The 22,699-nt window shown below is 72.5% G+C and carries 21 protein-coding genes; 12 read left to right on the top strand and 9 right to left on the bottom strand.

What is annotated here, in order from left to right; translation table 11 throughout:
• Window positions 1-10 precede the first annotated feature (10 nt).
• The 7 genes from ACFLFB_RS14535 (at window position 11) to ACFLFB_RS14565 (ending at window position 10,513) form a co-directional block, all read left to right on the top strand.
• Window positions 11-1,126, top strand: a complete 1,116-nt coding sequence (locus tag ACFLFB_RS14535; protein WP_392542891.1) for a glycine betaine/L-proline ABC transporter ATP-binding protein — start codon at window positions 11-13, stop codon at window positions 1,124-1,126.
• Entirely contained in the window at window positions 1,123-3,246 is a 2,124-nt protein-coding gene (locus tag ACFLFB_RS14540; protein WP_392542892.1) for an ABC transporter permease, read from the top strand. Before ACFLFB_RS14535 ends, ACFLFB_RS14540 begins: the two co-directional genes overlap by 4 nt.
• A 77-nt stretch (window positions 3,247-3,323) precedes the next feature.
• Window positions 3,324-4,298 (top strand): ABC transporter substrate-binding protein, encoded by a 975-nt coding sequence (locus ACFLFB_RS14545; RefSeq protein WP_392542893.1) that lies wholly within the window; start codon window positions 3,324-3,326, stop codon window positions 4,296-4,298.
• Window positions 4,299-4,477: 179 nt separating this feature from the next.
• Window positions 4,478-6,100 (top strand): BCCT family transporter, encoded by a 1,623-nt coding sequence (locus ACFLFB_RS14550; protein WP_392542894.1) that lies wholly within the window; start codon window positions 4,478-4,480, stop codon window positions 6,098-6,100.
• A 167-nt stretch (window positions 6,101-6,267) separates the two neighbouring features.
• On the top strand, window positions 6,268-8,790 hold the full coding sequence (locus ACFLFB_RS14555) for an FAD-dependent oxidoreductase (protein ID WP_392542895.1): 2,523 nt from the start codon (window positions 6,268-6,270) through the stop codon (window positions 8,788-8,790).
• A complete protein-coding gene (locus tag ACFLFB_RS14560) occupies window positions 8,787-9,560 on the top strand; it encodes an electron transfer flavoprotein subunit beta/FixA family protein (protein ID WP_392542896.1) in 774 nt (257 codons plus the stop codon). Before ACFLFB_RS14555 ends, ACFLFB_RS14560 begins: the two co-directional genes overlap by 4 nt.
• Window positions 9,557-10,513 carry an electron transfer flavoprotein subunit alpha/FixB family protein gene (locus ACFLFB_RS14565; RefSeq protein ID WP_392542897.1) on the top strand — a complete coding sequence of 319 codons (957 nt, stop codon included), beginning with the start codon at window positions 9,557-9,559 and terminating at the stop codon, window positions 10,511-10,513. Before ACFLFB_RS14560 ends, ACFLFB_RS14565 begins: the two co-directional genes overlap by 4 nt.
• 67 nt (window positions 10,514-10,580) lie before the next feature.
• On the opposite strand, the gene ACFLFB_RS14570 is transcribed toward ACFLFB_RS14565, so the two are convergent.
• A complete protein-coding gene (locus tag ACFLFB_RS14570; protein WP_392542898.1) occupies window positions 10,581-11,195 on the bottom strand; it encodes a MarC family protein in 615 nt (204 codons plus the stop codon).
• On the bottom strand, window positions 11,192-12,040 hold the full coding sequence (locus ACFLFB_RS14575) for a PHP domain-containing protein (protein ID WP_392542899.1): 849 nt from the start codon (window positions 12,038-12,040) through the stop codon (window positions 11,192-11,194). The genes ACFLFB_RS14570 and ACFLFB_RS14575 overlap by 4 nt, the downstream gene beginning before the upstream one ends.
• A 100-nt stretch (window positions 12,041-12,140) precedes the next feature.
• Here ACFLFB_RS14575 and ACFLFB_RS14580 point away from each other — a divergent pair, with 100 nt between their 5' ends.
• Together ACFLFB_RS14580 and ACFLFB_RS14585 are read left to right on the top strand one after the other, a co-directional pair.
• Complete coding sequence (locus ACFLFB_RS14580; protein ID WP_392542900.1) at window positions 12,141-12,668, top strand: SigE family RNA polymerase sigma factor; 528 nt, start codon at window positions 12,141-12,143, stop codon at window positions 12,666-12,668.
• A complete protein-coding gene (locus ACFLFB_RS14585; RefSeq protein WP_392542901.1) occupies window positions 12,665-13,744 on the top strand; it encodes a hypothetical protein in 1,080 nt (359 codons plus the stop codon). Before ACFLFB_RS14580 ends, ACFLFB_RS14585 begins: the two co-directional genes overlap by 4 nt.
• Window positions 13,745-13,750: 6 nt before the next feature.
• On the opposite strand, the gene ACFLFB_RS14590 is transcribed toward ACFLFB_RS14585, so the two are convergent.
• The gene (locus tag ACFLFB_RS14590; RefSeq protein WP_392542902.1) at window positions 13,751-14,296 is read right to left on the bottom strand and encodes a MaoC family dehydratase; all 546 of its coding nucleotides are present in this window, start codon (window positions 14,294-14,296) and stop codon (window positions 13,751-13,753) included.
• 186 nt (window positions 14,297-14,482) lie between these two features.
• Here ACFLFB_RS14590 and glpK point away from each other — a divergent pair, with 186 nt between their 5' ends.
• Window positions 14,483-15,997 carry a glycerol kinase GlpK gene (gene glpK, locus ACFLFB_RS14595; RefSeq protein WP_392542903.1) on the top strand — a complete coding sequence of 505 codons (1,515 nt, stop codon included), beginning with the start codon at window positions 14,483-14,485 and terminating at the stop codon, window positions 15,995-15,997.
• Window positions 15,998-16,016: 19 nt separating this feature from the next.
• Here the strand turns inward: glpK and ACFLFB_RS14600 are convergent, their stop codons facing one another.
• From ACFLFB_RS14600 to ACFLFB_RS14615, 4 genes are read right to left on the bottom strand one after another with little or no spacing between them, the layout of a single operon-like run.
• Complete coding sequence (locus ACFLFB_RS14600) at window positions 16,017-16,865, bottom strand: serine hydrolase (protein WP_392542904.1); 849 nt, start codon at window positions 16,863-16,865, stop codon at window positions 16,017-16,019.
• Entirely contained in the window at window positions 16,862-17,857 is a 996-nt protein-coding gene (locus ACFLFB_RS14605) for a serine hydrolase (protein ID WP_392542905.1), read from the bottom strand. Before ACFLFB_RS14605 ends, ACFLFB_RS14600 begins: the two co-directional genes overlap by 4 nt.
• The gene (locus ACFLFB_RS14610) at window positions 17,854-18,900 is read right to left on the bottom strand and encodes a DUF2332 domain-containing protein (protein ID WP_392542906.1); all 1,047 of its coding nucleotides are present in this window, start codon (window positions 18,898-18,900) and stop codon (window positions 17,854-17,856) included. Before ACFLFB_RS14610 ends, ACFLFB_RS14605 begins: the two co-directional genes overlap by 4 nt.
• A complete protein-coding gene (locus ACFLFB_RS14615; RefSeq protein WP_392542907.1) occupies window positions 18,897-19,376 on the bottom strand; it encodes a hypothetical protein in 480 nt (159 codons plus the stop codon). The genes ACFLFB_RS14610 and ACFLFB_RS14615 overlap by 4 nt, the downstream gene beginning before the upstream one ends.
• A 93-nt stretch (window positions 19,377-19,469) precedes the next feature.
• Between ACFLFB_RS14615 and ACFLFB_RS14620 the strand changes: the two genes are divergently transcribed.
• Complete coding sequence (locus ACFLFB_RS14620; RefSeq protein ID WP_392542908.1) at window positions 19,470-20,975, top strand: aminopeptidase P family protein; 1,506 nt, start codon at window positions 19,470-19,472, stop codon at window positions 20,973-20,975.
• On the opposite strand, the gene ACFLFB_RS14625 is transcribed toward ACFLFB_RS14620, so the two are convergent.
• Together ACFLFB_RS14625 and ACFLFB_RS14630 are read right to left on the bottom strand one after the other, a co-directional pair.
• Window positions 20,962-21,702, bottom strand: coding sequence for a PIG-L deacetylase family protein (locus ACFLFB_RS14625; RefSeq protein ID WP_392542909.1), 741 nt, complete (start codon window positions 21,700-21,702; stop codon window positions 20,962-20,964). The two genes, ACFLFB_RS14620 and ACFLFB_RS14625, sit on opposite strands and share 14 nt — an antisense overlap.
• Window positions 21,703-21,722: 20 nt before the next feature.
• Window positions 21,723-22,382 (bottom strand): Crp/Fnr family transcriptional regulator, encoded by a 660-nt coding sequence (locus tag ACFLFB_RS14630; protein ID WP_392542910.1) that lies wholly within the window; start codon window positions 22,380-22,382, stop codon window positions 21,723-21,725.
• Between the two features lie 131 nt (window positions 22,383-22,513).
• Between ACFLFB_RS14630 and ACFLFB_RS14635 the strand changes: the two genes are divergently transcribed.
• Window positions 22,514-22,693 carry a hypothetical protein gene (locus ACFLFB_RS14635; protein ID WP_392542911.1) on the top strand — a complete coding sequence of 60 codons (180 nt, stop codon included), beginning with the start codon at window positions 22,514-22,516 and terminating at the stop codon, window positions 22,691-22,693.
• Window positions 22,694-22,699: the final 6 nt, after the last annotated feature.

Consider the following 22,699-nt stretch of genomic DNA (forward strand, 5'->3'; position numbering starts at 1 on the left):
AACCCCCGCCATGACCTCGACCGACACCCCCGTGAGCACCTCGTCCGCGCAGGCGCCGGTCACCGGCGCGGGCACCCCGGCCCTGTGTGTCCGCGGCCTGTGGAAGGTCTTCGGGCCGAACGCGGAGAAGCTCGTCGGCACCCCCGACCTCGAGCTGACCCGCAAGGAGCTGCAGGCCAAGAGCGGGCACGTCATCGGCGTGCGCGACGTGTCGTTCGACGTCGCCCCCGGCGAGGTCTTCGTCGTCATGGGCCTGTCCGGCTCGGGCAAGTCCACCCTCGTGCGCCTGCTCACCCGCCTCATCGAGCCGACGGCCGGCACCGTCCTGCTCGACGGCACCGATCTCACGGCGATGGGCGAGGACGCGCTGCGCGACATCCGCCGCCGCCGCATCTCGATGGTCTTCCAGCACTTCGGCCTGCTCCCGCACCGCAAGGTCATCGACAACGTCGGCTTCGGCCTCGAGGTGCGCGGCGAGGACAAGGGCACCCGGCGCGCCCGCGCCCAGGAGATGGTCGACCTCGTCGGCCTCGGCGGGTACGAGCAGAACTACCCCGACCAGCTCTCGGGTGGCATGCAGCAGCGCGTCGGCCTGGCCCGCGCCCTGGCCAACGACCCCAGCGTCCTGATGTTCGACGAGCCGTTCAGCGCCCTCGACCCGCTCATCCGGCGCGACATGCAGAAGGAGGTCATCCGGCTCCACCACGAGGTCGGCAAGACGATGGTCTTCATCACCCACGACCTCGACGAGGCGCTCAAGCTCGGCGACCGCATCCTCATCATGCGCGACGGGGAGATCGTCCAGGTCGGTGCGCCGGACGAGATCATCGGCGCCCCCGCCGACGACTACGTGCGCGACTTCGTCGCCGAGGTGCCCAAGTCGCACGTCCTCACCCTCAAGTGGGTGATGCGCGAGCCGAGCTCGCCCGACGAGGGCGCCGGCGCCCCGGCGCTCCCCCACACCACCGTCGTCCGTGAGGCCGCGCGGGCCGTGCTCGCCGCCGACGGCCCGGTTCGCGTCGTCGACGACAGCGGCGCCGTCGTCGGGGTCGTCGACGACGAGGACATCCTGCGGGTCGTCGTCGCCGAGCAGGCCGAGGACCACTCCGGGGCAGGCGCGAAGTGACCACCACGCTCGAGCCGGCCCCCGCTCCCCCTCCGGCCGCCACCAAGGAGGCACAGCCCCTCACCGTCACCGAGGCGCCGCGCCGCACCGGCCGCAAGCTCCTCGTCGTGCTGGCCCTGTGGCTGCTCGCGTGGGCCACGCTGCGCGGCAAGCAGACCCTGGCCCTGTCCAACGCCGACACCACCGGGCTGCACGAGTGGTTCAACGGGGTCCGCGACCAGGTCCAGCTGCTCGGGCGGGACAACTGGTTCTTCCACGGGGTCCTCGGCACCATCGCCGGCTGGCTCGACACCTTCGTCGGCGGGCTGCAGTCGCACCTCAGCTCGGTGACCCCGGGCGCCTACCTCGGCTGGCTCGGCGTCATCGCCCTGTTCGCCTGGATCACCTACGCCCTGGCCGGGCTGCGCTCGACGATCTTCGTCACCGTCGTCATGCTCCTGCTCGGCGTCTTCGGCCTGTGGACCTACGGCGTGGAGACCCTCATCATCACGCTCGTGGCCGTGGTCATCTGCACGGTCATCGGGCTACCGCTCGGCATCGCGATGTCGCGCAGCCGGCGGACCTCCGCCGTGGTCACCCCGATCCTCGACGTCATGCAGACGATGCCCTCGTTCGCCTACCTCACCCCGATCTCCCTCTTCTTCGGGATCGGCCCGGCGTGCGCCATCGTGCTGACCCTCATCTACGCCCTGCCGCCCCTGGTCCGCATCACCGAGCACGGCCTGCTCTCGGTGGCCGCGAACACCGTCGAGGCCGGCCGCTCGCTCGGCGTCACGAAGTCGCAGCTGCTGCGCCACGTGCAGCTGCCCATGGCCAAGCGGACCATCGTCGTCGGCATCAACCAGTGCACGATGGCCGCCCTGTCGATGTCGACCATCGCCGCGCTCGTCAACGGCCCGGGCCTCGGCAAGCCCGTCGTCGCCGCCCTCCAGAGCCTCAACGTCGGCGCCGCCTCGGTCGCCGGCCTGGGCATCGTCCTCATCGCGATCATGCTCGACCGCACGACGACCGCGGCCAGCGAGCGCTCCGACCCCTCGGGCACCGCCATCGCCGCGGTCAGCTCGCCCGGGGTGTTCCGGGGTCGCGTCCTCGTGCTCGAGAAGCTGCCGCGCTGGGCCACCGAGGACGGCGGCCGCGGTGCGGTCACCAAGCGGCTCACCCCCGGCGGTCGCCGGCTCGTCCTGGGCCTGCTGCTCGTCCCGGTGCTCGTCGCGGCCTACTACTCCACCCTGTACCTCCAGCTCTCCCAGTTCCCGGACGTCTCCGAGGTGCCGGTGCTGCGCGAGCTGACCGCCGGTCCGCTGAGCGCCCACATCAACACCCTGACGACCTCGTTCGTCGACACCTTCTCCGGCGTCACCAACGGGTTCAAGAACATCGTCACCGCCGCGATGCTCGACCCCCTCCAGTCACTGCTGTCGAACCTGCCGTGGTGGGTCATGGCGCTCGTCCTGCTCGCGGTCGCGTACCTCCTGGGCGGCTGGCGGCCCACGGTCGTCACGGCCCTCTGCGAGGCCGTCATCTTCGGCACCGGCCTCTGGTACGACGCGATGGTCACCCTGACGATGACGCTCGTCGCCACGCTGCTCGTCATGCTCGTCGCCGTCGTCCTCGGCGTCGCGATGGGTCGTGGCCGCCGGACGGACACGGCGATCAGACCCTTCCTCGACGGCTTCCAGACGATCCCCGCGTTCGTCTACCTCGTCCCCGCCCTCGCGCTGTTCGCCGCCACCCGGTTCACGGCGATCATGGCGGCGGTCGCCTACGCCGTGCCCATCGCCACCAAGCTCGTCGCCGACGGCGTGCGCGGCGTCCCCTCGGCCACGGTCGAGGCCGCCCGCTCCACGGGGAGCACCCGCTGGCAGATGATCTCCAAGGTGCAGCTGCCCATGGCGCGCGAGGCGCTCGTCCTCGCCACGAACCAGGGCCTGCTCTACGTGCTGTCGATGGTCGTCATCGGCGGGATGGTCGGGGGCGGCAGCCTCGGCTACCTCATCGTCCAGGGCTTCGTCCAGGGCCAGCTGTTCGGCAAGGGCCTGGCAGCGGGCATCGCGATCACCGCCCTGGGAATCATGCTCGACCGCATCGCGCGGTATGCCGCCGCGAGGTACGGCCGGTGACGGGGCCGCCCCGGACCCCGAGTCACCGTTCACCACACCACAACCCGCGCACCGCGGTCAGAAGAGAGGGACAGTCAATGCCACGAGGAATCCTCCGGCTCCCGCTTGTCGCCGGCCTCACCACGCTCGCCCTCGGGCTCGCGGCGTGTGGGGGCGGCAACATCGACCAGAGCTCGAGCACGGGCGCGTCAGGAGGTTCCGGCGCGAAGTGCGGCGACCTGCGGATCGCCGTCAACCCCTGGACCGGCTACGTCAGCAACGCCCACGTCATCGGGTACGTCGCGAAGACCAAGCTCGGCTGCAACGTCACCTACCCCGACGTCAAGGAGGAGGTCGGCTGGCAGGGCATGGCGTCCGGGTCGATCGACACCATCGTCGAGAACTGGGGCCACGCGGACCTGGTGAAGAAGTACATCGACGAGCAGAAGGCCGTCATCGACGCCGGGCCCTCGGGCAACCAGGGGATCATCGGCTGGTACGTCCCGCCGTGGATGGCCGAGAAGTACCCGGACATCACGAACTGGGAGAACCTGAACAAGTACGCCGAGATGTTCAAGACCTCCGAGTCCGGGGGCAAGGGCCAGCTCCTCGACGGTGACCCGTCGTACGTGACCAACGACGAGGCCCTCGTCGCCAACCTCAAGCTCAACTACAAGGTGGTCACCGGCGGCTCCGAGGCGGCGCTCATCACGAGCTTCCGCCAGGCCGAGAAGAACAAGACGCCGCTGCTCGCGTACTTCTACGACCCACAGTGGTTCTTCTCCGAGATGAAGCTGGTCAAGGTCGACCTGCCCAAGTACACCGACGGGTGCGACGCCGACGCCAAGAAGGTCGCCTGCGACTACCCGCCGTACACCCTCAACAAGCTGATCTCGACGAAGTTCGCCGACTCGAAGTCACCCGCCGTGGACCTCATCAAGAAGTTCACGTGGACCAACGACGACCAGAACGCCGTCTCCGAGATGATCGCCAACCAGAACATGAGCCCGGAGGACGCGGCCAAGAAGTGGGTCGAGGCCAACCCGGACAAGGTCAACGCCTGGCTCTCCTGAGCCGGCGACACCTCCACGCGAGGGCCGCGGCCGCCTCCGGGCGCCGCGGTCCTCGTGCGTGCGGGGGCACGGCGCGGCCGCGGATCCGCCCGTTGACGTCCCTGTGTGGCCTCCATCACACTGCTGTGTGTTGTGCATGGCGCACATCGTTTCTCACAGCGCAACGAAGGGGACCGCACATGGCGACATCCGTGCACGACGACCTCGAGCAACAGCAGGCTGGACCACCGCGCAAGGGTGTCGACAAGGTGGTGTTCGGTGTCGCCGCCGGCCTCGCCCTCGTCTTCCTCCTCTACGGCGCCGTCGACAGCAAGGGCTTCGGCACGAGCACGGGCAGCGTCCTCAGCTGGATCACCGCCAACTTCGGCTGGTTCTTCGTCCTCACCAGCGGCGGCTTCCTCATCTTCAGCGTCTTCCTCGCCGCGACCCGGTACGGCAACATCAAGCTGGGCGCCGACGACTCCGAGCCGGAGTTCTCCACCTTCTCCTGGGTCTCGATGATGTTCGCCACCGGCATGGGCATCGGCCTGATGTTCTACGGCGTGGCCGAGCCCCTGACCCACCTCAACACCCCGCCGATGGGGATGGCCGAGCCGGGCAGCGAGGAGGCGGCCCACCTCGCGATGGAGTACACGTTCTTCCACTGGGGCTTCCACCCGTGGTCGATGTACGCCGTCATCGGTCTGGCCATCGCGTACTTCGCCTACCGCAAGGGTGGTGGCAACCTCATCAGCGCCGCGTTCCGACCCCTCCTCGGCAACCGGGTCGACGGCCCCACGGGCCGCGGCATCGACATCCTCGCGATCATCGCCACCCTCTTCGGCTCGGCCACCTCGCTCGGCCTGGGCGCGCTGCAGATCACCGGCGGCCTGGCCGACGTCTTCGGCAGCAAGGGCTACGGCACGACCGCCGCGGCCCTCGTCATCGGGGTCCTCACCCTGTGCTTCGTCATCTCGGCCGTCAGTGGCATCGACAAGGGCATCAAGTGGCTCTCCAACGCCAACGCCGTGGCCGCGGGGCTGCTCGTCTTCTTCCTCTTCGTCGTCGGGCCGACCGTGTTCATCATGGGGACCTTCACCGAGTCGCTCGGGGGCTACCTCACGCACCTGCCGACGATGAGCTTCCGCACCGGCGTCTTCGGCGGCAGCGAGTGGCTCAACGGCTGGACGATCTTCTACTGGGCCTGGTGGGTGTCGTGGACCCCCTTCGTCGGGATGTTCATCGCGCGCATCTCCAAGGGCCGCACGATCCGCCAGTTCGTCGTGTTCGTCATCGCGATCCCCTCGCTCGTGTCGTTCATCTGGTTCTCGATCCTCGGCGGCTCGGCCTTCGACCTGCAGCTGACCGAGGGCAAGGACATGAAGGCCCTCGTCGACGCCGGCCTGGAGACGACGCTGTTCGGGACGCTGCGCTCGTTCCCGCTCTCGTCGGTCACCGTGGTGCTCGCCGTGTTCCTCATCGCGATCTTCTTCATCACCGGCGCCGACTCGGCGTCGATCGTCATGGGGATGCTCAGCGAGAACGGCACCGAGGAGCCCCGCCGCTCGCTCGTCGTGTTCTGGGGTGTGGCCACGGGCGCCGTGGCCACGGTCCTGCTCATCACCGGCGGGGAGGACGGGCTCGGCGCGTTGCAGACGGGCGTCATCATCGTCGGCTTCCCCTTCCTCGTCGTCCTCATCGGGCTGTGCGTCTCGCTGTGGAAGTCGCTGCGGCAGGAGAAGTTCGAGTCGACCCTGCGCGGCCCGCTGCGCCGGACCGTCATCGACCACCAGCGCGAGCGCCAGCCGGCCGACCGGGACTGAGCGACCGCACCGCACGCGCCGCCCGGGTCCCGCTCGTCGGAACCCGGGCGGCGCGCGTGGGCGAGGTGTTGGCACCACCCCACGCATCTGCCAGACTGGACCTCGCGTTGCACATGAAGCATCGTGTTGCGTGATACGCACCTGAACGACTCGGAAGGACCCGCCCGATGGCCGCTCTCCCCGCCTCCGCCCGCTGCGTCGTCATCGGGGCCGGCATCGTCGGGAACTCGCTCGCGTACCACCTCGCCGAGCTCGGCTGGACCGACATCGTCCAGCTCGACAAGGGGCCCCTCCCCAACCCGGGCGGCTCCACCGGCCACGCGAGCAACTTCATCTTCCCGGTCGACCACTCGCGCGAGTTCGCGGACATCACCCTGGACTCGGTGCGCCAGTACAAGGAGCTCGGCGTCTTCACCGAGTCCGGCGGGTACGAGGTCGCCCGCACCGAGGAGCGGATGGAGGAGCTGCGCCGCAGGATGAGCAGCGCCAAGGCGTGGGGCATCCCCGCCGAGCTCGTCACCCCCGAGCAGGTCGCCGAGCGGGTGCCCTTCCTCGACAAGGACGTCATCATCGGCGCCGCGTGGTTCCCCACCGTCGGGGTCGTCGACAGCCTGCGGGCCGGCACGATCATGCGCGACCGCGCCATCGACAAGGGCGCGCTGACCACCGTGCCCAACGTCGAGGTCACCGGCATGGAGGTCGTCGACGGCCGGATCCGCGCCGTCGAGACCAACCAGGGCCGCATCGAGGCCGAGACGGTCGTCATCTGCTGCGGCGTCTGGAGCCCGAAGATCGCCCGGATGGCCGGGGCCGCCATCCCGCTGACCCCCGCGGTACACCAGATGATCTCGGTCGGCCCGTGCGAGGTGCTCGCCGAGCAGCCCGGCGAGATCAGCTTCCCGATCGTGCGCGACATGGACACCTTCTGCTACGAGCGCCAGCACGGCTCGGACATGGAGGTCGGCAGCTACGCCCACCGCGCCATCCTCTGGGACCCCGAGGACATCCCCTCCATCGAGCAGAGCAAGCTCTCCCCCACCGAGCTGCCGTTCACCGAGGACGACTTCGACCCGCAGCTCGAGCAGGCCCTCGAGCTCATGCCCGAGCTCCTCGGCGACGAGCGCGCCGAGATCCGCTACGCCATCAACGGCCTGCTGTCGCTGACCCCCGACGGCTACCCGATCCTCGGCGAGACCCCCGAGGTCAAGGGCCTCTGGTCGGCCGCCGCCGTGTGGATCAAGGAGGGCCCGGGCACCGCCCGCGCCGTCGCCGAGTGGATGACGCACGGCAACCCCGAGATCGACCTCGGCCACTCCGACATCGCCCGCTTCCACCCCCACCAGAAGACCCGCGCGCACGTGAAGGCGCGCACCGGCGAGTCGTTCCAGAAGACGTACGGCATCGTCCACCCCTCCGAGCAGTACGAGAGCAACCGCGGTGTGCGCCTCGCGCCGATGCACGCCTCGCAGAGGGAGCTCGGCGCCGTCTTCTTCGAGACCGCCGGCTGGGAGCGCCCGTTCTGGTACGAGAGCAACGCCGGGCTCGTCGAGAAGTTCGGCGACGCCACGATGCCGCGCGAGCACGAGTGGGACGCGCGCTGGTGGAGCCCGATCATCAACGCGGAGCACCTGCAGCTGCGCGAGACGGCCGGCCTGGTCGACCTGTCGGCGTTCGCGCTGTTCGACGTCGTCGGGCCGAAGGCGCTCGAGGCGGTGCAGCGGATCATCGTCGCCCAGGCCGACGTGCGCATCGGACGGGTCGTCTACACCCCGGTCCTCGACGAGACGGGCGGCTTCCGCTCCGACCTCACCGTCATGCGCCTGGCCCACGACCGCTTCCGCGTCGTCACCGGCGGCGCTCACGGCATGGCCGACAAGAAGTGGTTCTCCGACCGCATGCCGGAGGACGGCGGCGCCGTCGTCGTCGACCTCACCTCCAGCTGGACCACCATCGGCGTCTGGGGGCCGAAGGCCCGCGAGATCCTCGCCGCCGTCACCGCCACGGACGTCTCGCACCAGGGCTTCCCGTTCGGCACCTGCCGCGAGATCGAGGTCGGCCCGCTGAGCGTCCTGGCCTCGCGCATCTCCTACGTCGGCGAGTACGGCTGGGAGCTCTACGTCCCGATGGAGTCCGGCGCCGCCCTGTGGTCGCGCCTGCTCGAGGCGGGCACGCCGCTCGGCATGGTGCCCGTCGGCATCGGCGTCTACGGCACCACGGGCCGCATCGAGAAGGGCTACCGCGCCTACGGCGCCGAGCTCGACAGCGAGCGCACCCTGATGGAGACCGGCATGTCCCGCGCGAAGTGGAAGGACCAGGACTTCGTCGGCAAGGACGCCGTCGTGGCCCAGGCCGCCGAGGCGCCGAAGACCGTGCTCTGCTCGCTCACGGTCGAGGACCACACCTCGGCCAGTGGAGTGAAGCGCTACATGCTCGGTGGCGAGCCGGTCCTCACGCGCGACGGCGGCATCCTCACCGACGGCCACGGGCACCACCCGTACGTCACCACCGCGGGATCGGCCCCGAGCCTGGGCAAGCACGTCCTCATGGCGTTCCTCCCTCCGGAGCAGGCCGTGGTCGGCACCGAGCTGGCCGTCTCCTACATGGAGGAGCTCTACCCGGTCGTCGTCGCCGCGGCCGACGCGACCCCGCTCTACGACCCCGAGAACGCCCGCATCCGGGGGCTCGCGTGACCAACGTCCTCGTCTGCGTCAAGCGGGTCCCCGACCCCACCGGCGAGGTCGTCCTCACCGACGACGGGCTGCGGGTCGACGGCCGCTACGCCGGCTACACGACGAGCCCGCACGAGGAGGCCGCCGTGGCCCTCGCGGTCTCGCTCGCCGAGGGGACCGAGGGAGTGGTGACCGTGCTGTCGGTCGGCTCGTCCGACAGCCTCGAGCAGGTGCGCACCGCCCTGTCGGTCGGCGCGACCGATGGCATCCTCGTCGAGGCCGACGTGGACCTGCTCGGCCCGGTCGACGTCGCCGACGCCATCACCCAGGCCGTGCGGGCCCGTGAGGCCGCCGGCACGACGTACGACCTCGTCCTCCTCGGCAACGACGCCGCCGACACCGGCGACTTCCAGGTCGGGGTGCGGCTGGCGTACGCGCTCGACCGCCCGGTGGCGGCCGGCATCCAGACCGTGGAGGTGGCCGACGGCCGCGCCACGCTGCGCGGCGAGGGTCCCGACGGCACCGAGGTGTTCGACGTCGAGCTGCCCGCGGTCGTCACCGTCCTCGAGGGCGGGGTCAGCCCGCGCTACCCCAGCGTCATGGGGCGGATGCGCGCGAAGAAGGCGCCCGTGGAGACCATCGCGTGGGCCGGCACCGCGGCCGGGTCGGGGCGCCAGGCGCTCACCGTGCCCGAGGCGCCGCCGAGCCAGGTCACCGTGCTCGGCGAGGGGGCGGCCGCCGCGCCGGCCCTCGTCGCCGTGCTGCGCGAGCTCGGGGTGGTGTCGCGATGAGCGTGCTCGTCCTCGTCGAGGTCGAGGAGGGGCGCGCGTCGCTCGTCTCCCGCGAGGCCCTGACCTTCGCCCGCGGCCTCGGGGCCGGTGACCTCCACGCCGTCGTCGTGGGTGCCGCGCCCGACGGGGTCGTCGCCGACGCCGCCGAGGCCGGTGTCGTGGCCGTGCACACCGCCGACGACCCGGCCCTCGAGCGCTACGCGGCGGCCGCGTGGGCTGCCGTCGTCGAGGCCGGCGGGCGGGCGGCCCGGGCCGACCTCGTCGTGGCCCCGGGCACCGGCCGCGGCAACGAGGTGCTCGCGCACGTCGCCGCCCGCCGCAACCTGCGGATGGCCGCCAACGTCGTCGCCGTCGAGTCGCTGAGCCCGCTCGTCGTGCAGCGCCAGGTGGTCGGCGGGGCGGCGCTGGAGCGCGCGTCGGTCGACAGCCGGGTCCGCCTGATGTCGATGGCCGGCCACGCGGTCGAGCCCTCCCCCGCCGCCTCGCCCGGCGCGGCCACGGTCACGCCCTTGGCGGTCACCATCGACCCCAAGGACCTGCGGGCGCAGGTGGTGCGCACCGAGCAGCGCGAGACGGGCGACGCCTCGGGCCTCACCGCCGCGCGGGTCGTCGTGGGCGCGGGCCGGGGTGCCGGTGGGCCCGACGGGTTCTCCGGGGTCGACGCCCTGGCGACTCGGCTCGGTGGCGCCGTGGGCGTCTCGCGCGTCGTCACCTCGCTCGGCTGGCGGCCGCACCACGAGCAGGTCGGGCAGACCGGCTCGCGGATCGCCCCGGACCTCTACATCGCGTGCGGGATCTCGGGCGCCATCCAGCACTGGGCCGGGTGCGCGTCGAGCAAGACGATCATCGCCGTCAACACCGACCCCGACGCGCCCATGGTCACCAAGGCCGACTACGCGGTCATCGGCGACATGCACGAGGTCGTGCCGGCGCTGCTCGACGAGCTCGGCTGAGCCGCAGCCTTTCCCGGGGCACCATCGACCAGGAGGGCGATCTTGTCCCACAGGCGACGGTGCCCGCTCAGCCCTCGCCGGCGGCGAAGGCCCGCACGGCGTCGGCGACCATCTGCACGGCGATGGCAGAGAGCAGCAGGCCGGCGATCCGGCTCAGCAGGACGATGCCGCTGTCCTTGAGGACCTTGGCGAGCGGCGAGGCGAAGCGGAAGGTGAGGAAGACGACGAGCAGGGCCGCGACGAGGGCCGTGCCCACGGCGACGAGGCCGCCCGCGCCCTCCGCGCCCTGCACCGCGAGCATCGTGGCCACGATGGCGCCGGGCCCCGCGAGCAGCGGCGTGCCGAGGGGCACGAGCGCGACGTTGACGCCGGCATCCGCGTGCTGCTCGGACTCGGAGCCGGTGAGCAGCTGGAGCGCGACGATGAGGAGCAGCAGGCCGCCGGACGCCTGGAGCGCCGGCAGCGAGATGTGCAGGTAGTCGAGGATCCGCTGCCCGAAGACGGCGAACGAGGCGATGACGCCGAGCGCCACGAGGGAGGCGCGGCGGGCCGCGGCGGCCTTCTGCGCGGGCGGCAGGGGGCCCGTGAGCGCGAGGAAGATCGGGATCGCGCCCGGCGGGTCGAGGATGACGATGAGGGTGACGAAGGTCGAGGTGAACAGCGCGGCGTCGAACCAGCTCACGGCCGGACCACCTCGCTGCCGCTCGCGACGTCCTCGATGGCGGCGAGGGCGTCGGGGTCGGTGGTGAACTCACCGAGCCGGTTGAGCTTGCCGTCGCCGTGGTAGTCGCTCGAGCCCGTGGCGACGAGGCCGAGGGCGGTGGCGAGGTCGTGCAGGTGCGCCACGGCCTCCGCGTCGTGGTCGCGGTGGTGCACCTCGATGCCGGTGAGCCCGGCCGCGACCATCTCCTCGATGACGGCGTCGGACACGACCCGCCCGCGGGTGCCCGACCACGCGTGGGCGACGACCGCCGCTCCCCCGGCGGCGCGGACCACCTCGACGGCGCGCACGGGGTCGGGCGCGTAGTGCGCGACGTAGTACGGGCTGTCGTTGCCGAGGACGGTCGCGAACGCCTCGTCGCGGTGCGCGACGACCCCGGCGCGGACGAGCGCGTCGGCGATGTGCGGGCGACCGACGGTGGCGCCCTCCTCGACCTCGGCGCGCACGGCCTCCACGGTCACGGGGATGCCGTCGGCCGCCATCCGAGAGACCATCCGGTCCAGCCGGGTGTCGCGGCTGTCGCGGGCCTGCTCGAGCTCGGCGACGAGGTCGGGGTGCGTCGGGTCGGGCAGGTACGCGAGGAGGTGGATGCTCTGGCGGCCACGGGCGCAGGAGACCTCGATGCCGGGCACGAGGGTGAGGCCGAGCCGGCGCGCGGCGGCTGCCGCCTCGTCCCACCCCAGGGTGGTGTCGTGGTCGGTGAGCGCGATCGTGCCCAGGCCCGCCTCGACGGCGCGCTCGACGACGAGGGCCGGGGCCTCGGTCCCGTCGCTCGCGGTGGAGTGCGTGTGGAGGTCGATCGGCACCCGGCCAGCGTAGTGGCCGGACGTCGTCGGCCCCGGCGAGCAACCTTTCCGGCGACGGTGGCGTAGTGCAGGGTGTGACCGACCACGACCGGGGGGCGAGATGAGCAGGACGGGAAAGGCCGAGCGCGACGCCGCGTTCACCGCGTTCGTCGAGAGGGCCTCGCCCTCGCTGCTGCGCACCGCGTGGCTCCTGACCGGCGACCACCACGCGGCCCACGACCTCGTCCAGGCGGCGCTGGTCCGCACCTACGTCGCCTGGCCGCGGGTGCGGTCCGAGTCGGCACTGGCGTACGCGCGGCGCATCCTCGTCAACGAGCGCACCGACCGCTGGCGCCGGCACGGGTCGGAGGTGGTCGTGGCGTCCCTGCCCGAGGCGGCGGCGTCCTCCGCCACCACCGGGTCCGACGACCGTGACGCCGTGGTGCGGCTGCTTGCCCGGCTGCCCGAGCAACAGCGGCGCGTCGTCGTGCTGCGGTACTACGTCGACCTGTCCGAGCAGGCGGTCGCCGACCTGCTCAACCTGTCCGTCGGCACGGTGAAGTCCACCGCGTCGCGGGGCCTGGCGGCCCTGCGGGCCGAGCTCGCCACCACCTCCAGCCACGCTGCCACCGAAGGAGGCGTCCGATGACCCCCGACCTGATGGAGGAGCGCCTGCGCTCCGCCCTGTCCGACGCGACGAGCGCGCAGGACGGCGCCTGGCTCGACCTCGACCCCGCCCTCGTCCTCGGGCGCGGGCGCCGTGCCGTGCTGCGCCGCCGGGTGGCGGCCGGTGTGTCGGTCGCCGCGGCCACGGCCGTCGTCGGCCTCGTCGGCTGGTCCGCGCTCGGCTCCACCGTGGACCGCACGTCCACGCCGGCCGGGTCGTCGAGCTCGGTGCGGACCGGGACGGCGCAGGCAGTGCTGCGCAACGAGTCCGGGACGGCCCCAGAAGGCAGCGGCGTCGTCAGCGACACGCTGGTGCGTTTCACCCTCGACCGGGCCACTGGGCGCATCACCTACTCGGCCCAGGTCGACGGGTCGATGGAGGTCGTGGCGGAGGGGCGCCTTCCGGTCAGCCCGCGTGGAGGCACCTGGGTCACCCCCGAGAACGTCCCGGGGCTTGTCGTGGGGGTGCTGCCGGAGGCGGCGAAGGACCAGGTCTTCGTCTGGGCCGGCGACGCCCCGGGTGCCGCATCCTCGACGGCCGTCCTCGACGGCACCGGGTTCCAGGCGTTCGCGGTGTGGCACAGCGGCACGCGCGGCTCGACGACCTTCGCAGGGATGGACTGGACCGACGGCGACGCCGTCTACCGCAGTGACGGCTCGCGGGTGACCTCACGGCTCGACGGTGACGTCGTGGCGTTCGTCGACGAGAAGCAGGGCCTGTTCGGCCTGTTCGGCGACGGGTCGTCCGGCACCAAGCGCCTCGCCGACGTCCCCGACGGAGCACCGCCGGTGATGATGCTGGGCCACCAGCGCGACGGCGCCGACGCGCTGACCAATGCCGTCCTCGTCATCCTGCCGGCCGGTGCCACCGACGTCGTCGCCACCGCGAAGGTGGGGGCGACGGTCACCGCGACCAGCACCCTCGTCGACCGGTCGATCGAGCCGACCCTCGTCATCGTGCGGCTCACCGTTCCCACGCTGGTCGGCGGCACCGGGGTGCAGAAGGTGTCCTGGACCGGGGCCGACGGGCAGCCGGTCGCGACCGAGGTGGGGTTCTGACCGAGGTCAGGCGCCCGCGGTGGGCGCCGCCGGGCCGGGCCAGTTGCGGTCGGGCACGGGGCGCGGCCGGCCGGGCTGCTCGCCGCCCCTCGCGGCTAGGTAGCTCTGCTTGGGCACCATGACCTTGCGCCGGAAGATGCAGACGACGACACCGTCCTGGTTGTAGCCGATCGTCTCCACGTGGACCACGCCGCGGTCGTCCTTGCTCGTGCTCTCCCACTTGTCCAGGACGGTGGTCTCGCCGTACAGGGTGTCGCCGTGGAAGGTCGGCGCCACGTGGCGCAGGCTCTCGACCTCGAGGTTGGCGATCGCCTTGCCGCTGACGTCGGCCACCGACATCCCGAGCAGGATCGAGTAGACGTAGTTGCCGACGACGACGTTGCGCCCGAACTGGGTCGTCTTCTCCGCGTAGTTCGCGTCGAGGTGGAGCGGGTGGTGGTTCATCGTCAGCAGGCAGAACAGGTGGTCGTCGTACTCGGTCACCGTCTTGCCGGGCCAGTGCTGGTACGTGGCCCCGACCTCGAACTCCTCGTAGCTTCGCCCGAACTGCACGTGCGCCTCCCTCGATCGTCGTCTGCGCCCATCCTCGCGCCTCGTGGCCGATGGAGGAACCACCCCCACCGGTGCCCTTCCCCACACGGGACGCTCGGCCCGTGGGGAGTGCGCTCCGGGCCATGGCCCCGAGCCGACTCCCCGCGAGCGCTGGACCGGAACGGGCCTCGGCCTAGGCTGCGGGGCATGGGTGACTTCATCGGCGCGGTCGACCAGGGCACGACGAGCACGCGGTTCATCGTCTTCGACCACGACGGCCTCCCGGTGGCGAGCCACCAGCTCGAGCACGAGCAGGTCCTCCCCCGCGCCGGGTGGGTCGAGCACAACCCGCTGGAGATCTGGGACCGCACGCAGACCGTCATCGGCAGCGCCCTCACCACGGCGGGCCTGACGGGCGAGGACCTCCACGCCATCGGCATCACCAACCAGCGCGAGACGGCCGTCGTGTGGGACCGCCGCACCGGGCGCCCGTTCCACAACGCCATCGTCTGGCAGGACACCCGCACCGACTCCATCGCCAAGGCCCTCGACGCCGACGGCCGCGGCGACGTCATCCGCCACAAGGCCGGCCTCCCTCCCGCCACGTACTTCTCGGCGGGCAAGGTCCAGTGGGTCCTGGAGAACGTCGAGGGCGTCCGCGAGGCCGCCGAGCGCGGCGACGCCCTCTTCGGCACTCCCGACACCTGGGTCGTCTGGAACCTCACCGGCGGTCCTGATGGCGGCCTGCACGTCACCGACGTCACCAACGCCAGCCGCACGATGCTCATGGACCTCACGACCCTCGACTGGGACGACGAGCTCCTCGGCTTCTTCGGCATCCCCCGCCAGATGCTCCCCACCATCCACCCGAGCAGCCATGCCGAGGCGTACGGCGCCACCGTCGCCGGACGCGGCCGCACCTCCGTCCCCATCGCCGGCGTCCTCGGCGACCAGCAGGCCGCCACGGTGGGCCAGGTGTGCTTCGAGAAGGGCGAGGCGAAGAACACCTACGGCACCGGCAACTTCCTCCTGCTCAACACCGGCGAGGAGCTCGTCCGCAGCACCAACGGCCTGCTCACCACCGTGGCGTACCAGCTCGGCGACGCCAAGCCCGTCTACGCCCTCGAGGGGTCGATCGCCGTCACCGGCAGCGCGGTGCAGTGGCTGCGCGACCAGCTCGGCATCATCAGCGGCGCCTCGGAGGTCGAGACGCTCGCGGCGTCGGTGGAGGACACCGGCGGTGTCTACTTCGTCCCCGCGTTCAGCGGCCTGTTCGCCCCCTACTGGCGCAGCGACGCCCGCGGCGCCATCGTCGGCCTCTCGCGCTTCAACACCAACGCCCACCTGGCCCGGGCCACCCTCGAGGCGATCTGCTACCAGTCCCGCGACGTCGTCGACGCGATGGCAGCCGACTCCGGGGTCGAGCTCACCTGCCTCAAGGTCGACGGCGGCATCACGGCGAACCGGCTGTGCATGCAGCTGCAGGCCGACGTTCTCGGCGTGCCGGTCTCCAAGCCGACGGTCCCCGAGACCACCGCCCTCGGCGCCGCGTACGCCGCCGGCCTGGCAACCGGCTTCTGGCAGGACACCGACGAGCTGCGCGCCAAGTGGTCCGAGGACGAGCGCTGGGAGCCGCGGTGGAGCGACGAGCAGCGCCGCGACGGCTACGCCGGGTGGCGCAAGGCCGTGGAGCGCACCCTCGACTGGGTCGACGTCGAATAGGTCCGGAAGGCCGGGGAGGTCAGCGCAGCGGGACGTCGAGCGCGTCGAACACGATGCGGGACAACCGGTTCACCGTGGTCTGCCCGTACGAGTACCCGTTCGACGACCGCGACAGGAACGCCATCTGGTAGTTGCGGCCGCGACCCGAGACGTGCCCGACCCCGTTGAGCCGGTAGCCGTCGGTCCTCGGGCCCCAGCCGTTCTTCAGCTCGACGTGGACGTCGGACGGCAGCCCGTCGCCGAGCCCCCACGTCTGCGTCGAGGTGACGTCGGCCATCAGCTCGCGCACGTACGCGCGCCGGCCGGGCGAGAGGTACGTCCCGAGCACCACGTGGTTCATCATCTGCACGAGGTCGCGGGTCGTCGACACCGAGTGCCCCCACCACGTGCTCGACCGGAAGTCGGTGCCGCCGAGCACCGTCGTGCTCGCCATGCCCAGCTGGTCGGCGACGATCCGGCACCGCCGCACGGTGACCTCGGTGATGAGGCGGTTCGTGGCGTCGTTGTCGGAGAACCGGATCATCCGCGACGCGAGCGACTTCTGCGTGGAAGTGAGCGCCCGGCCGCGGTCCTGCGCCACCTTCAGGGTGGTGATGAGGATGAGCACCTTGATGGCGCTGTGCGTCTGCTGCGTGCGGGGGCGCCAGTGGAAGTAGCGGCCGTCGCGGTTGTCGCGCACGGTGAGGCCCGCGGCACCCGCCCGCGTCGCCATGTACGCGTCGAGCGCCGCCGTCAGCTGGGCCCGGGTGTCGACCCCGGCCGCCTGCGCCGGCGCCGTGACCAGCCCGAGGGCGCCCAGCGCCACCCCGGCCGACCCCCCGAGAACCAGTTCCCGCCGCCCCGGTGTCCATGTGCGCAGGTCCGTCATGCCAGCTCCTCCCCGAGCGCGTCATGGCACAGACGCGCGACGGCCGAGATCGTCTCACGGCCGTACCGGAACCCGCGAGGGCTCGTGGAGAGGATGCCGAGCACGTACTCGCGCCCCTCTCCCGACACCCAGCCGGTGGAGTTGAGGTGGTACCCGTCGGGCATCGGCCCCCAGCCGTTCTTCCCGGCGACGTAGACGTCCTTCTCCTCGGGCGCGAACACGCCCCAGCGCTGCTCCTCGACGACGTCGGCCATGAGGAAGCGGGCCGTCGCCCGCCGGCCGCCGTCGAGGACCGCGTCGGAGGACAGCACGGCCGAGACCATGGTGTCGAGGTCGCCCGGCACGGTGCGCCAGTGGCCCCACCAGCCCTCGTCGATGCGCGTGCTCGTCATCCCGACGAGCCCGGCGACGCGGGCGACCTCGGCGCGGCCGACGTCGGCGAGCAGCGCCTCGGTGGCGGCGTTGTCGCTGCGGGTGATCATCCGGCGCGCGAGGTCCTTCTGCCGCTTGGTGAGCCCCTTGCCCTTCTCCTGCCCCACGCGCAGGACCGTGGTGAGGATGAGGACCTTGATCGTCGAGTAGCACAGGCCCTCCTCCGCGCGGAAGCGGAAGACCTGGTTGCGCTCGAGGTCGACCAGCTGCAGGCCCAGCGTGCCGCCACGACCCGAGAGGTAGTCCTCGAGCCGCCCGGTGAGGGCGGGTGCCGTCACCTCTCGCCGGTCGGCAGCCGCCGTCGCGGACGGCGACGGGGACGGCGAGGCGGACGGTTGGGCCGAGGCGCTGGGCGACGAGGACCCCGAGGGCGTGGACCCCACGGTCAGGGAGGCCGGGGCGTCGTCGACGACGAGCTCGCGCACCCCCAGCCCGAGGGCACCCAGGCCGAGGAGGGCGCCGCCCCCGACGACGAGGCGGCGCCGGGCGATCACGGCGGGTGAGGGAGGCCGCGGCCGGTGCCGTTCGGCACGGGTGCGCGGGTCGGGCGGGACGGTCATCGGATCCAGCGTACGGGCGGGCCGTGGTGGTCCGCCTCCGCGACCGCGACGCCGTCGACCTCGACGCGCGGCATGGCCTCGGGGACGCCCGTGCCCTCTGGCAGCGGGTGCTCGAGGCAGAGGTGGGCCAGGGGGATGCGGGTGCGCGCCTCGGCGACGGCGGCCTCCATCGCGGCGGTCTCCTCGGTCGGCCAGTACAGCCGGGTCACGGAGTGCCACACGACGGTGAGGACGTCGTCGTCGACCGGGCGGGCCAGCTGTTCGGCCACCCAGTGCGCCGCCGGTGCGCGGTCGACCGGGGCGGGCACCTCGCGCGCCACGGCGAGGGCTCCGGCGAGGCGCTCGTGGCGCTCCAGGTGCCACGGCCACACGAAGGACGTCAGGTAGGCCGCGCCCTCGGGGGTGGTGGCGTCCACGGGGGCGACGTCGCAGCCCCGCCGCTCCACGACCTCGAACGGCGCCGGCACCAGCCCCGGGGCGCCGCAGCCCCCCACCGAGAACGGCGAGTCCCGCGGTCCGGTCACCCAGTCGTCGCCGGCGAAGCGGTAGTGGTCGACGAGCAGCCCCAGGCCGGCGGAGGCGCCGGGCTCGAGCAGCCGCACGCGGCTCAGCCCGGTGCGACGCAGCGCCTCGGCCAGCCCGACGACCAGGCCCACCGTGCGGGCCGGCTCGTTCGTCTGGGGCGCCTCGCGAAGGGACCCGCGCAGCTCGTCGACGTGCGCGGCCAGCACCGGGCGCACGGCCGCCCACGCCTCGGCGGGGTCGAGGTCCCCGCCCAGGCTGGGGTAGAAGCCCTCGAGCTGGGGGGCGTCACCGCGCAGGACGATCCGGAACAGCCCGGCGAGCAGCCGCAGCTGGGGGAACTGGCGGGCCGGCGCGTCCTCCCAGCCCTCGAAGAGCTCGTGGGTGATCCCGCCGACGTCCCAGTCGTCGGCCATCTCGGCGAGCAGCGCCCCGTAGAGGTGGTCGCGGTGGCCGAAGTGCGCCCGCAACCGGTCGGCCAGGGTCTCGCCCGGGCTCGCGGTGGGGGCGCCCGCCGTCACGGCAAGACGGGGATGGAGGGCAGCAGCCCCAGCAGACCGGGGTCCGTCGTCGGCGAGGGCGACGACGAGGTCGTCGGGCTCGGCGCGGCCTGACCCGGCTTGCGGGTGCTGTTGGGGTCGGGCGTGCCCTTGCCCTTCGACGTGGTCGACGGCGAGGGGCTCGACGTGGAGGTGGCCTCGTCGTCGGTCGAGGCGATGGTCTCGCGCGGCGTGCTGCGCGAGGCCGTGGCGTCGGTCGAGCGGGTGGACGTGTCGGCGCTCGGCGAGGTGGAGGGGGTCGGCGAGGGCGAGGGGCTGGGCGTCGAGACCTCGACGGCGGTCGGCGCCGCGGCCCCGATCGTCGGCGGACGCTCCAGGGCGTGGGTCGAGAGGTCGGGGGCGAACCCGACCACGAGACCCGTCGCGGTCAGGAGTCCTGCGGCCGCACCGGTGACCACGATCGGTCGCCGGCGGCTCGGTGCACTGTGCCTGCCCATCGAACCACCATGACAAACCCGGCCCGACGGACGCAAACCGAGCACAGGGCAGCGTGGTGGGGCTCACACGCGCCCCCGTGGCAGCATGGCGGGGTGAGCGAGCAGCAGAAGCAGGCCGACAACCGCGCCCGGGCGACCACCGACGAGTTCCGTGCCTTCGTGCGCGAGGACTGGGGCCCCCGGCACCCCACCGCCACCGAGCAGGCCCCCTCCGCGGCCTTCGCGGCCCAGCGCCGGGCCCTGCTCAGCGCCACCTACCCCAAGCAGCGGATCGTCGTCCCCGCGGGCGGCCTGAAGGTCCGCAGCAACGACACCGACTACGTCTTCCGCCCGCACACCGCCTTCGCCTGGCTCACCGGCCTGGGCGCCGACCGCGAGCCCGACGCCGTCCTCGTCCTCGAGCCGGTCATCGGCGACGACGGCGAGGGGTCCGGCCACGAGGCCGTCCTGTACTTCCGCCCCCTGGCCGGCCGCGACACCGACGAGTTCTTCGCCGACGCGCGCTACGGCGAGTTCTGGGTGGGCGCCCGCCCCACCATCGAGGACGTCGAGCTCGAGCTGGGGCTCACCGGCCGGCACGTCGACGAGCTCGACGCCGCCGTGGCCAAGGACGCCGGCGAGCTGACCGTGCGCCTCGTCCGCGACGCCGACCTCGAGCTCACCGCGCGCCTGGACAAAGCGCGGGTCGAGAACGGCGCGGTCGAGGAGGAGCTCGTGGAGGCCGACGACGCCCTCGCCCACGACATCTCCCACCTGCGCATGGTCAAGGACGAGTACGAGGTCGAGCAGATGCGGGCCGCCGTCGCCGCCACGCAGGTCGGCTTCGAGGCGATGATCGCGGCGCTGCCCGAGGCCGTCGGGCGCGGCCGCGGCGAGCGCTGGCTCGAGGGCACCTTCGGGCTGCACGCCCGGCACGAGGGCAACGGCGTCGGCTACGACTCGATCTGCGCCGCCGGCGACCACGCCAACACGCTGCACTGGGTGAAGAACACCGGTGAGGTCACCGCGGGCGAGCTCGTCCTCATCGACGCCGGTGTCGAGGTCGACAGCCTCTACACCGCCGACATCACCCGCACGCTCCCCGTCGGCGGCACCTTCACCGAGGCCCAGCGCGAGGTCTACGAGGCCGTGTACGCCGCCCAGGAGGCCGGCATCGCCGCGGTGAAGCCCGGCAACCGGTTCTCCGACGTCCACGCCGCCGCGATCCGCGTCATCGCCGAGCACCTCCACCGCTGGGGCCTGCTCCCCGAGGGCGTCTCGGTCGAGGACACCCTCGACAAGGAGCACGGCCAGTACCACCGCCGCTGGATGGTGCACGGCACCTCGCACCACCTCGGCCTCGACGTGCACGACTGCGCCCTCGCCACCCGCGAGGAGTACATGGACGCCGAGCTCAAGCCGGGCATGGTCCTCACGGTCGAGCCGGGCCTGTACTTCAAGGCCGACGACCTCAAGGCGCCCGAGCGCTTCCGCGGCATCGGCATCCGCATCGAGGACGACGTCGTGGTCACCGACGACGGGTGCGAGAACCTCTCGGCCTCGATGCCCCGCAGCGCCGACGACGTCGAGGCGTGGATCGCGCGGGTCAGCCCCGCCTGATGACGTCGAGCACCACCGCGTGCTCGACCCCCGCGGCCTTGCCGCCTCCCCCCAGGATCATCTGGAGGAGCTCGCGGGGCGCCGGGAAGTCCGCCGGCAGGACCGAGTTGTAGGCCTCGTGCGCCTCGAGCGAGTGCACGGCGGCCTCGAAGTGCTCGCCGGACACGTCGATCCAGTGGGTGGGCGTCGGCGAGCCGGCCACGGCGATGACCTTGACGCCACCCCACGGTTCGAGCCCCTCGGCGTCGAGGTCGCGGTGCAGCCAGCGGTTGCCGGCGTCGGCCACGGCGTCGAGCGTCGCGAGCCCGACGGCACGGTGGTCGGCCTGGTTGACCATGCCGCCCGCGAAGCGCAGGTCCCACGTCTGGGCCACGACGACGTCGGGGCGGGCCCGGCGGATCGCCCGCGCGATGTCGCGGCGCAGGGCCACGCCGTACTCGATGGCGCCGTCGGCGTGGTCGCCGAAGTCGACCTCCTCGACCCCCACCCGGCGGGCGCTCTCGCGCTCCTCGGCCTCGCGCACCCGCCCGGCCTCGGACGGGTCCATCGTGTCGATGCCGGCCTCGCCGCGGGTGAGGAGGAAGTAGCGCACGGTCGCGCCCTCGCCCACCCACCGGTGCACGGCGGCGGCGGTGCCGTACTCGATGTCGTCGGGGTGCGCGACGACGCACAGGACGGAGGAGACGGTGTCGGTGAAGGGCTCGAGGGCTGCGGCCTGCTGGTCCATCCGCCGACGATAGCGCCGGGTCAGGGGCTGATGGCACGGGTCAGCGCAGCCCGGTCGACCACCTCGACCGCCCCACGGCGCAGGCGCAGGACGCCCTCGTCCTCGAGCCGGCGCAGGACCCGGTTCGTCACCGGTCGGGACGCGCCGGCCAGCTCGCCGATCTCCGCCTGCGTCAACGGCAGGAGGGTGGGGCCCGCGACGGCACCGTCGTACGTCCGGCACAGCGCGTCGAGGCGGCGCACCACCCGTTGCTCCACCGGGACGTGGAGCGCCTCGAGGAGGTGGTCGGAGAGCCGGCGCACGCGCCGTGCGAGGAGGTCGAGGAGCAGCCGGTCGAGCGCCGGGTGCTCGCGGCGCAGACGGTGGAGGTCGCCGAAGGCCACCGTCATCGTCACCGTCGGCTCCAGGGCCACCACGGTGGTGGTGCGCCGGGCCTCCGGCGAGAGCATCGCCATCTCCCCGAGGACCTCACCGGGCCCCACGACGGCGAGGATGACGGAGTCGCCGGCGGTCGTGACGCGGCGCACCGCCGCCCGCCCCTCCGCGAGGAGGTGGACGGTCTCCGCGAGGTCCCCCTCGTGGAAGACGACCTCACCGCGCGCGAACCGGCGCCGGGTGGCGACCGCCAGGACAGCCCGTCGGGCGGGGTCGGGGAGCACGGAGAGCAGCGCCAGCTCCATCACCCCAGTGGAGCACGCGCGGTCCCTGTGTCACCACGGGTACACGGCCCGTGTTCGGGTCGGGACGGACGGGCGACCCCGCGGCGCCGAGCGTGGGACCACGCACTTTTCGCCGCCGAGGAGCCGTCGCCATGAGAACCCGTCACCCCCACGACACCGCCCACCACCACCCCTCCGTGCACCGGGTCCGCGACCGCTGGGTCTGGGAGTGCCGGTGCGGCGGGTCGTCCTGCCGGACCTCCCCCACCCCGCGCGCGTGGCGGGACGTCGTCATCGAGGCGCTGCTGCACTCGGGGTCGCTCGCGCCGTGACCCGGC

Source organism: Oryzobacter telluris (assembly GCF_043099285.1).
GTDB lineage: Bacteria > Actinomycetota > Actinomycetes > Actinomycetales > Dermatophilaceae > Oryzobacter > Oryzobacter telluris.